Source organism: Sporosarcina sp. CAU 1771, assembly GCF_054482775.1.
The window spans coordinates 1-10730 of sequence record NZ_JBTLRN010000043.1; the positions used below are offsets into that span (position 1 = coordinate 1).

At 35.1% G+C, this 10730-nt stretch carries 11 protein-coding genes; 4 read left to right on the top strand and 7 right to left on the bottom strand.

What is annotated here, in order from left to right; translation table 11 throughout:
- Positions 1 to 505: 505 nt before the first annotated feature.
- Positions 506 to 1159: an XRE family transcriptional regulator gene (locus tag ACXYMX_RS16570; protein WP_459045352.1), complete on the bottom strand. Its 654-nt coding sequence runs from the start codon at positions 1157 to 1159 to the stop codon at positions 506 to 508.
- 159 nt (positions 1160 to 1318) lie between these two features.
- Here ACXYMX_RS16570 and ACXYMX_RS16575 point away from each other — a divergent pair, with 159 nt between their 5' ends.
- Together ACXYMX_RS16575 and ACXYMX_RS16580 are read left to right on the top strand one after the other, a co-directional pair.
- Positions 1319 to 1570 (top strand): helix-turn-helix domain-containing protein, encoded by a 252-nt coding sequence (locus tag ACXYMX_RS16575; RefSeq protein ID WP_459045353.1) that lies wholly within the window; start codon positions 1319 to 1321, stop codon positions 1568 to 1570.
- A gap of 94 nt (positions 1571 to 1664) precedes the next feature.
- Positions 1665 to 1928, top strand: coding sequence for a hypothetical protein (locus tag ACXYMX_RS16580; protein ID WP_459045354.1), 264 nt, complete (start codon positions 1665 to 1667; stop codon positions 1926 to 1928).
- A gap of 211 nt (positions 1929 to 2139) precedes the next feature.
- On the opposite strand, the gene ACXYMX_RS16585 is transcribed toward ACXYMX_RS16580, so the two are convergent.
- The 4 genes from ACXYMX_RS16585 to ACXYMX_RS16600 form a co-directional block, all read right to left on the bottom strand.
- Positions 2140 to 2457: a spore coat protein gene (locus tag ACXYMX_RS16585; protein ID WP_459045355.1), complete on the bottom strand. Its 318-nt coding sequence runs from the start codon at positions 2455 to 2457 to the stop codon at positions 2140 to 2142.
- Positions 2454 to 2858 carry a ferritin family protein gene (locus ACXYMX_RS16590; RefSeq protein ID WP_459045356.1) on the bottom strand — a complete coding sequence of 135 codons (405 nt, stop codon included), beginning with the start codon at positions 2856 to 2858 and terminating at the stop codon, positions 2454 to 2456. The genes ACXYMX_RS16585 and ACXYMX_RS16590 overlap by 4 nt, the downstream gene beginning before the upstream one ends.
- A gap of 113 nt (positions 2859 to 2971) precedes the next feature.
- Positions 2972 to 3421 carry a hypothetical protein gene (locus ACXYMX_RS16595; protein ID WP_459045357.1) on the bottom strand — a complete coding sequence of 150 codons (450 nt, stop codon included), beginning with the start codon at positions 3419 to 3421 and terminating at the stop codon, positions 2972 to 2974.
- A 117-nt stretch (positions 3422 to 3538) separates the two neighbouring features.
- Complete coding sequence (locus ACXYMX_RS16600) at positions 3539 to 4822, bottom strand: MFS transporter (protein ID WP_459045358.1); 1284 nt, start codon at positions 4820 to 4822, stop codon at positions 3539 to 3541.
- A gap of 272 nt (positions 4823 to 5094) precedes the next feature.
- On the opposite strand from ACXYMX_RS16600, the gene rpoN reads away from it, so the two are divergent.
- Both rpoN and ACXYMX_RS16610 read left to right on the top strand, forming a co-directional pair.
- Positions 5095 to 6393, top strand: a complete 1299-nt coding sequence (gene rpoN, locus ACXYMX_RS16605) for an RNA polymerase factor sigma-54 (protein ID WP_459045359.1) — start codon at positions 5095 to 5097, stop codon at positions 6391 to 6393.
- A gap of 172 nt (positions 6394 to 6565) precedes the next feature.
- Positions 6566 to 7072, top strand: a complete 507-nt coding sequence (locus tag ACXYMX_RS16610) for a ferritin (RefSeq protein WP_459045360.1) — start codon at positions 6566 to 6568, stop codon at positions 7070 to 7072.
- Between the two features lie 266 nt (positions 7073 to 7338).
- Here ACXYMX_RS16610 and ACXYMX_RS16615 read toward each other — a convergent pair whose 3' ends face one another.
- Entirely contained in the window at positions 7339 to 8892 is a 1554-nt protein-coding gene (locus ACXYMX_RS16615; RefSeq protein ID WP_459045361.1) for a sensor domain-containing diguanylate cyclase, read from the bottom strand.
- 155 nt (positions 8893 to 9047) lie between these two features.
- On the bottom strand, positions 9048 to 10568 hold the full coding sequence (locus ACXYMX_RS16620; protein WP_459045362.1) for an aminoacyl-histidine dipeptidase: 1521 nt from the start codon (positions 10566 to 10568) through the stop codon (positions 9048 to 9050).
- Positions 10569 to 10730 lie beyond the last annotated feature (162 nt).

The following is a 10730-nucleotide window of genomic DNA, read 5'->3' on the forward strand; positions in this document are numbered from 1 at the left end:
AAACACCTTGTGAAAAAAAACGAACTCACCAGGTTTATTTAGTGTACGCAAAAAAAACTTAAATCGTTAGATTTCTACTTATCCCGACTCAAATAAATAATATTCGTAAATAATGTGTGAAAAACACTTGACTGAACGTAAGAAAGTCTCTTCCAACACGGTTATACTAAAACTGTTGATTTCCGTTCCGAGCGGACGCGTTCCACGGGGCGGGCGGTGAGCCGCTTCATCCCGCTGGAGTCGCCGCTCTGCACTCCAATCAACGGAATGTACTGTAAACTAGAATCCCAGACGCTAAATAGCGCTTCATTTTTCGATTTAATCGAAAATGAAGGAAGATGAGTAAGAGCAATCAAAGGAAAAGGAGCCAATTCGTTCAAAACCGAACGAATTGGCTCCTTTTTGATTTTCAAGATTACTACAAATTAAAAAACGTAAGTTTTTCAGTGGCCTCGATTATTTCCTTTAGTCTTTTTGGCGCTTAGTTCTTTCTAGTAATTACAATTTAAATAGATCTTCCGTTCCAAATTACTTTAGCTATCACTTTCACTTCGTTTTTCTTGTCAATAGGAATAACAAGATCATAATAGTCTTTATTCGTCGATTCTTTACTAATGACTACTACTTGATTAAGCTTATTTTTTTTATAGCGTCCTAATGAATACTTCCCTTCGAAAGCAAATAAAACGATATCGTTCTCGATATTTTCATTTCCCTCTACTTTTTCGGCAATCACTGTAGATCCTACTGGTAATTGTAAATCCATGCAATCTATTGCTATTTCAAATGCAATGAGCTCTTCTTCTAATCTATTCTCACCTAAAAAGATAGTCGGTACCTTAATAAACTCGACCTCGTCATCACGAATTCCTTTGTCGATGAAAAGAGCCGCTCCTGAAATCGACACAAAATGTTTAATTGTAAACAAGTTTACAATTGGCAAAGCATCCTCTTTAAAGAAATATTCCATTGGAACATTAAAATACTGTGCGAGTTGCTGCAATGCTCCAGCCCTTGGAAATTTATTCCCCTTTTCCCATTCAGATATTGTGGCTTGACTCATTCCGATTGTATTCGCAAGTTCTACCATTGTTATACCTTTTTTTCTCCGAAGTCTTCTTAAACGTCTAGAGAATAAATCGTGTACAAGTTTCGTCATGAATAGAACCTCCATCTCTATCTCATACTAAAAATACATTGTTTTCTTGCTACATTACCTAAAATTTATTAACATGCTTATTTTCTGGTGTATTTATCCTACAAGCCTTGAAATATCACTTTAAGTGATATATCATTAAGTATATAAGGAGGGGATCCTATGGTATTAGAAAATGACGTGCCATTTTATCTCATTCAAACACTTCAATCTATACGACTGAAAAACGGAATGAGATCTTCTGATGTTGCTGAAAAAATAGGTGTTGATACAGCTACATATGAAGAGTGGGAAATCGATTCTTCTAACATCAGCTATAACTATATTTTAAAGATTGAAGAGGTATTCAATATTCCTTCTAAATACATTTATTTCGGGAAAGATATAACTCTTAGTAATTACAGTAGTGAATAACTTATTCTAAACATAACATATTCTCAATAGTTTTACGTCATATTGACTGAATTCTATATTCTCTTAAATTTCAGAAAGGAGAATTTCATTACAATTGAACAAACCTAGCAGTAATATTGAGCTCAAGTTAATTATAATGAAAATTCTCAAAGAACAAGAACAGTCCCTTGAATCAACTTTAAATCATTACTTGTCACTATCTTCCTTAGAAAAAGAGGATGAGCTTTTTTTGAAAACTATTTTACCAATCTTTCAAGCAGTAAATATATTATATAAAGAAAATAGAATCGATAATAAACAATATAGCGAACGACTTCAATCCTTAATAAAGCTTTATGAACTTTCTAAAAAAGTGTGAAGTTGGTATAAACAGTTCACGGACATTTTCAGTTAGATTTGCAACGATAAACTATGTACTATTCATTTTCTACTTAAAATACTGAAAAGGCAAACAACTTTTAATAAAGTATTCTTCAGTTCCACTAGTAAATTGATGAACGTATATGTGAATTACAATAATAGTAATACAAAAGAAGTAGGCATCTCTTTAGATGGCTACTTCTTTTGTATTAATTTAGTTGTTGGCCCAGCTTTTCAAATTGATTTTGAGTCGCTTTTATTTCGGTTGCTGAAACGGATGTAAAAGAGCGCCACCCGTGTTGAAACTGCAATTCAAATAGCTTTCTGTACTGCTGGGATGATTCTTTAAACATAGTGAAGAGAAGAGAATACAGCTTTTCGTAGCTTGCATTTTGCATAGTATTTACGTAAGTTTCACTTAAGGATTTTTCAGTTGAAGCCATTGCCCCTAGTATATCTTCATCATTCGCACTCTTTTTTTTTGAAAGTTCAGTTCTAGGATTTTCAATTTTTTGAGGGAGTGTCATGTAGAGCTTCCCCCGTTTTCACCTAGAAGACTTAACAGTTCATTATAGTGTTTTAAATGCATTTGACCGGCTTCTTCAAATTGCTTTTTCAAATCCGGAAGGTGGCAATTTTGAGTGGCTTGCCTGAATTGTTTTATAGCAAGTAAATTTGCACTAAGCAAGGTCTGAATTTGCCCCAGTTCTATTGCAGTTAATACTTTAGGTAATTCATAATAAAGAGGTTTTTTCTCTTTGTTACTTTTATCACTCTTGCCCTGGTCGTGTTCAGAATCTTGTTGTTCCGATGACTCTTTCGTCATTTGTTCTTCTTTTTGCTGTGACTCGATTTGTAATTCCAATTGATTAATTTGAAGTTGGAGTTGTTTAACTTGCTGAAGTTGGTCCTCATATTTAGATTCCACTATTTTTAGCTCCCTTTAAGGAATTTACTTTAGTATGAATCCTAAAATAAATATTATACGTAAACAAAAGGGATCCTTCTACTTATTTTTTACACTTAACAACAATAGTGTAATTACATACTTGTTTGATTCGCTAATTCTATCTTTATCACATAACTAGTATCTACATCGACAGGGCTAACCTTATGAATCATCCAATTTTTCGAGATAATTGTTTGAAGTGATTTTAATTGTTCTTCAGAAAGCTTAATTTCATCAAGACTTTCCCCTTTATCTTCAAAATCAGTACCTTCGACTAAATTATACTTTATTCTTAAAAGTGACTTCAATGCACCTTTTGTAAGGAATGTAACTTCGTATTTTTCAAGAAGTGCTTTTGAAATTTTTTCTTTGTTTTCATTATAATAATTAATAAACGTATCCCAGTCCGGTATTCCATTACCAAAGGCACTAAAGTTTTCGCTCTTTCCTTCTTTAAGTAGTTCGATAATTTCTTCGTTTGAACGACCCTTCGCTCGAATTGTTTCGATCATGAGCGCATGATTTAATGCTATTTTAACCATTTCATTCATTCCCTTTTGCTAAATTTAATATGGAAGCTTTCCATATTATTCGCCTTAACATTTACTACTAGGACAAGATTAAGGTCAGAATTAGTTAGTTAATTCCAATATTGTTAACTAGCTTAGCTCTCCCGCTACTTTCCTACTTGATACGTTTTTATTTACATTCAACATTTTAGGAATACGATACGAAATAAAGCTAGCGATAAATAATACTACGGCTGCACTTCCAAAGGACACCCAATGTGTACTGAATGCATCATAGCCCCAACCACCTAATAATGAACTGATTGTACCTGCAATTTGATGTGATAGATATGCCCAGCCATATAATACACCAAGCAACCGTACCCCATATATGTCTGCTAAAATTGCAGATGAAAGTGCAACGCTACCTGCCCAAACAAAACCGGCAATTAATGCAACAAGATAAAGCTGATAAGTATATGTAGCCCAAACAAGGCCAATAAATCCGAATCCTCTAATTAAATAAATTGCAGATAGAATGTTTTTTCTAGGCATACTATCGGATAATTTACCTAGTATAATCGTGCTAGGTATTGCAACTATCCCAATTAGGCCTATGCCCAACGAGGCGGTCAATTCAGAAAAACCATGATCGACCAACATTGGTACACCGTGACTTCCTAATAAGTTCATACTATACCCACAAGCAAATAATCCAATACATATTTGCCAAAAAGGTAACGTTTTTATCGCTTCGAGTACAGTTAACTGATGACTCGGCTCTACGACAACCTTCGATTGCACCTTAGTTGAACCGTTCTTTACTGTACCTGAGTCAGCACCTTCTGGAACATCTTCACGAATGATAAAAAGGGCTGTTGGAATGACGAATAAAACGAATACAAAAGCAAATACTAGAAAGGTTTGCTGCCAACCTAATAGGTTCACTAACAGAGTGTTCACTGGCGTCATAATTGCAATTCCAGCCATCGAACCTGTTGTTAAATAGAATAAAGCCTGTCCTCTTCGTTTAACAAACCACCGTGCGATTAGAGGTGTTAGTGCAACGGGGCTTGTCAATGCTAAGCCTAGCGATAAAAAAATACCGAATGACAATAATAAACTAATTGGTGTCTTTGATAACATGGTTCCTATACTTGATAAAAAAACTATGAATGAACCACATAATAACACCACGCGCGTTCCATAGCGTCGTTCCATATATCCCGCCAAAGGCATGCCAACTCCATATACAAACATGCCTACTGCAACTATCATAGACAAATTTGTTCGAGACATATCAAAGTCCTCTAGCATCGGCAAAAAGAATGGGCCTATGCTCATTCGCATACCTACTGTAAGAAGGGTGAGTATGGCAGATGCAATTACAATATTCCAACCATAATACCATCTGACCTTTGCACTTTTCTTCATCACACCGCTTCCTTCCATGAATTTCAAACTTCAAAAAATCAATTATTCTAACAAAGCCTTCACTTACAATCTTAATAGACCCTCCCCTTATAATCAATCTTTCTATTCTTTCAATTACTACCTCGGAGTTCCCAAGATGACACACCGTAACAAAGGGATGAGCGGATCTTAATAAGACTATTATCTATCAGAGTATTCCTTCTACTCGTCGTCAATTTAATGAATTAATGTTATAATAATACTGTCTACATTCATTATAAGGGTGGGATTCTATGGAACTTATACTTCATCAAAAACAAGACCTACAATTAAAAATGACTTTTGAGCTCAGACAGGCAATTGAACTATTACAATATTCCACATCCGAACTCGAACAGTACATTAAACAACAAGAGCTGGAAAACCCATTAATAGAGCTTAGAGAAAAAGATGAACAGCCCTCAAACAATGATGATCTAAGTAAGTCATCAAAGTCTTATAACTCTAAAGAAGCCCCCATTGATATAATAAACTATGAAAATATCAATATGCGGGATAGCTTGTTTGAACTTGCCAAGTTGATGTTTTCAGATGATTACACCCGCAGATTGTTAAAGCACCTCATATATAACCTTGACGATAATGGCTATCTTCAGGAAATAGACTTAAACGTATTTTCCGAAGATGAAATTGAGCATGGCATCCATATACTTCAAACTGTTGGCCCAGTTGGAATAGGGGCACGTAATTTGAATGAATGCCTGGCACTTCAAGTTCAATATAGTTATCCGGAAGAAAAATTAGCTATAATTTTAATTGAAAACTATTTGGATTTAGTTGCTGAACGTAAATGGAATAAAATATCTACGTTAATGAAGATTCCATTAGTTGAGGTTAAATATTTATTTGACTTCATACAATCACTTAATCCAAGGCCATGCACATTCATTTCAGATTTTTCGGCCGACTATACAACACCGGATATTATTGTTGAAGAAAATAACAATCAATTTGTTTTTCATTTAAATGATCATCATTTGCCTTCTATTCATATGAATAGTGATTATTCCCATCATCTCCATAAAAAAGACGAGTTATCATCACATATTGCTTCCTACTATAAAAATTATCAGTGGCTCATTTCAAGTATTGAACAACGTCGAAACACAATAACAAAAATCATGCATGTCCTATTAGCGAAACAACATGACTTTTTTAAATACGGTAAACAATCACTACAACCCCTTACTTTAAGTGATGTTGCCGATGAAATTGAAATGCACGAATCAACAATTAGCCGGGCTACAATAAACAAAGTCATTCAAACGCCTTTAGGATCATTTGATTTACGAGTGCTTTTTACATCGAAGGTCAAAACCCTAGATGGTGAGAGTGTTTCACAATCAAATGTGAAGGCTTTACTTCAAAGTTTTGTTGCTAAAGAAAATAAACAGAAACCACATTCAGATCAGAAAATCGCGGATTATTTAACAAAGGAAAAAGGCATTTCAATTTCTAGACGAACAATTAGTAAATATAGGGATGAAATGAATATCCCCTCTTCTAGCAGAAGAAAGGATATTCAAGTTTAGATAGGTCAGATATAAGTAAAAGTCCTTTTAACTTCAATGTTCACTTTTACAATCACTTACTGCGCTAAGAACTAATCTACCACTTTCTATCGTACGAACAAGTTACGTGATTCCGACTGTAAACTGCGGTAGTATTAAATAAATAAAGAAAAGAAAATTAGGAGATGATTAAATGATTAGTGAAAATCTTGCAACTGCACTTAACAATCAAATGAACAACGAATTCGATGCCGCTCAATCTTATATGGCAATGGCTGCGTATTGTGAACATCAAAGCTATGGTGGATTCGCTAATTTCTTTTTACAACAAGCAGAAGAAGAACGTTTTCACGGCATGAAACTTTACAACTATATGAATGATCGTGGAATTCATGCTAAGTTCGCACCTACATCTTCACCTAAAATTGAGTTCGATTCGATTTTGGATACTTTCGAATCTGCATTAGTACAAGAAAAGTCAGTTACACGCAACATCTATGAATTAACAGATTTGGCATGGGAAGAAAAAGAACATGCAACAATCTCATTCTTAGGATGGTTTTTAGACGAGCAAGTTGAAGAAGAAGCCACCTTCGATACGCATATTGAATACTTGAAACGCATTGGCGAAGATAAAAATGCCTTGTTCCTATATGAAAAAGAACTCGGACAACGTGATTTTTCGGCAGAAAACGAATAATAGTTCCAAGAGCAAACCCCAAGTAACAGGGAAGGAATATGGCTATGCATAAATCGGACAACAGACCAAACAATCCCGATAAATCAATGTGGATGAGTCAATTAGGAGCAGTTGTTATTATTGCTATCGTCATCATCACCAACCTGACAACAAGTTAGCCTTGGCACTACTTTAAATTCAATCGTAAAAGCAAGCACAGAGTTGATTACTATTCCAATAGTAATCAACTCGTGCTTGCTTTCTTTTATCTTATGATGAGTTTAGTATTATAGTTTTACTGTCTTATTTCGCCCACTACTTTTAGCTTCGTATAAACATTTGTCGGCCAATTCAATAAGTTCTTTAGAATTTTGGGCATCTGTTGGAAAACTTGCAATCCCTGATGAGATTGTAATCGGAGCACCCGTTGGACTAATTGTTGTTTCTAATTTCTTTCGTAATCTTTCTGCAACATCAAACGCTTCAAATGAATCTGTTTCCGGTAATAGTAAGATAAATTCTTCTCCACCATATCGGCAACAAACATCATTTTCCCTTGATACTTCTTGCATTTCTTTCGCTAAAAACTTCAGTACTTCGTCCCCCACTGAATGTCCGTACGTGTCATTTACAAGTTTAAACTTATCGATATCTATTAATATTATTGAATAATCAATCTCTTCGTCCATCCATTTAGTGAACTGTTCGTTCATAACTCTTCTATTAACCAAGCCTGTAAGTGGATCCGTGGTCGATTGATGTATGAAATAATTCACTTTGTCTTCTAAAAAGGTGAAGCTTTTAACTAGTGCCTTCTGTAAATGAATTGCTTCAAAGTACCACGCATTTATTCCTTCAATGCTTTCGTCTCGAATTCCATCTTTACTTGACTCCGCATAGCGACCCAACTTTTCTAAAGGATATGCAATCCGATTAGAAAGAAAGATGATTATTATAAATGAAAGCGCCAAAAAAGGAAGGGTCCTCATCATCATTGTATTTCTCATAGAATTTGAAGGCAGTAAAGCGGCCTCTGTTGGTCTTTGGGATACGACCCCCCACCTCGTCGTCGGCATGTAAGCATAACCAGCTAACATGTCGATGCCTTGTGAATTGGTCAATCTTTTTGCTCCACTTACACCACTCTGTATTTCCCTAATTACTGGATTGTCAGTTACTATACTTCCGATTCTATTAATTTTAGGATGGTATAGAATTCGACCATCTTCGTCAACAACGTATACATACGAACCATCCTGATAAAAATGTTTTCCTAATAAATCATTTAAAACGTTCTGTTCCAATAAATAAATAGTGCCTCCAACATAGCCTTGATAATTATTTTCTTCGTTAAAAATCGGATAAGAAAGAAAAACAATTAAGCGACCAGTTACTGAAATATAAGGTTTTGAAACAAGTGGTTTCCTCTCTGCAAGAGCCTGTATAGCCCCAGGGGAATTCAACTTTCCTCCTACTTCAATTAATGTTTTTGGAGATACCGCCAACACTTCACCAGTCGATGACGCTACTACCACCGAGTTAAATGTATTTGTTTCTTTAAATAAACGTTCCGTTTCCTTGGATAAGAATACCCCTGAGTTACTATCTTCTATGTAAGTGCCGATATCTTTTGCCGCATAGCCCAATGTTTGAAAAGTTGTGTTCAAGTAATCGTCTGTAGTCTGTGCCAATTTTTGTGCATAAACTCGGTTTGTTTCGAGTGTGCTTTCAAGAAGCGAATCTTGACTGACTCGGTATCCAGATGTGATGCTACTAAATAATGTTAGTCCAACAGAAAGAAATGCTACAAATAAAATTAAATGTTTCAATGATAATCTCATATTTATCTAAAGTACTCCCTTAATCCCATTTTATTCAAAATATATATATTATTATAACACGTATTTGTAAAAGTAATAGTTTCCAATCTTCTCAATGGAATAAAAAAGTGGAAAGAAAGGGTTATCCCAAGTCCTCCTCGAGATAACCCCCTATATTATAGTCCTTCGTATTCTTTCATTCTTTCTAATGTGTAGATGAAGTACTCCCAATTATTTATTGTTGAAGATATACTGACATGTTCTTCGGGCGTGTGAATTTGAAACATGTTCGGTCCGATAGATATTGCGTCGAGACCAGGGATTTTTTCAATAAATACCCCACACTCAATACCTGCATGGACTGTAACTATTTCAACCTCTTCCCCAAACTTTTCTTTATACGTCGCTTCAAATAGTTTCCTTACCTTCGATTCTGGATAATAAGACCATTCAGGGTATTCCGAATCAATAACAAGTTCAGATTGAAGTAAGTCTGCCAGGAGTTTTGCTTGGATAGCCATATAATTCATTGTACTTTTCACTGAACTTCTCGTTTCACTAATAAAATGAATCGCCTCATTACTTGTTGTAACGACGCCTAAATTTCTCGAGCTTTCAACTAATCCTTCAATATCCATACTCATTGCCTCTACCCCATGCGGGATTAACATTAAAGAGGTAATTGCATTTTGCTTTGTTGCTTCAGAGAAAATCCTACGGGATGTACACTTATATTTTTCAATTTGAATTAACACATCTGGATCTGATTTCTGTAATTCTTTTTTAACTAGTGCACTAAACTCTTCTGTTTTCTTTTTTACGTTCTCACTGTTAGTTGATTGGATAAATACAATCGCTTCTGCTTCACGAGGAATTGCATTTGATTTTAATCCACCGTTAATTCCTTGTATTGAGTATGGAACGTCTATAGCTAATCTCTGTAAAAACCTTCCCAATAACTTATTGGAATTCCCTCTTTCCTGATCAATTGAAATACCGGAATGACCACCTGCTAATCCAAGAACTTTTATACAATATGCTACATCACTTTCTGATGCTTCCGTCCAATCAATCGGCATAATTTGTGTGATACGGGCTCCACCTGCACTACTAACAAGTAATTTTCCTTCTTCCCCTGAATCTAGGTTAATTAAAATCTTGCCAGTAAAGTGTGCAGGATCTACAGCATTGGCACCATTCATTGTCGTTTCCTCTTCCGTCGTTAGTACAACTTCAAGTGCAGGGTGAGGAAGATCATTCGCGTCTAATAAAGCTAAAGCATAGGCAATGGCAATGCCGTTATCTGCACCTAATGTCGTGTCCGTTGCATATAACATATCACCTACAACTCTGAACCTAATTGGATCTTTTTCAAAGTCATGAATAGTATCCTCATTCTTTTCACAAACCATATCCATATGGCCCTGAATAATAACGGTTGGTGTATCTTCATAACCAATGGATGCACCTTTTTTTATTATGACATTCAATGCCTTGTCCTGTATAACTTCTAAATTCCTCTCTTGTGCAAATTCAACTAAATAATTACTAATCGCTTGTTCATTTCCTGAACCTCTCGGAATCGATGAAATCTCAGAAAAAAAATGAAATACTTTATGTTCAGTCAACTTTTCTAATTGAGCATCCAATGCATTCAACTCCCATTTTCTGATTATCTTTATTAAACTTGTAAGCATAATAAAAGTATACACTAAAAACATACTAAGATTAGTAGTGTAGACCAAGGCATTGGTTTGCACTACTATTTTTTTGTATAGTAGAGGTGAAGAATAGACCGAATTGGACTTTGGATCTCGAATCCGTACTGAAAACTGGTCTACTTCACCACCCTTATTTGA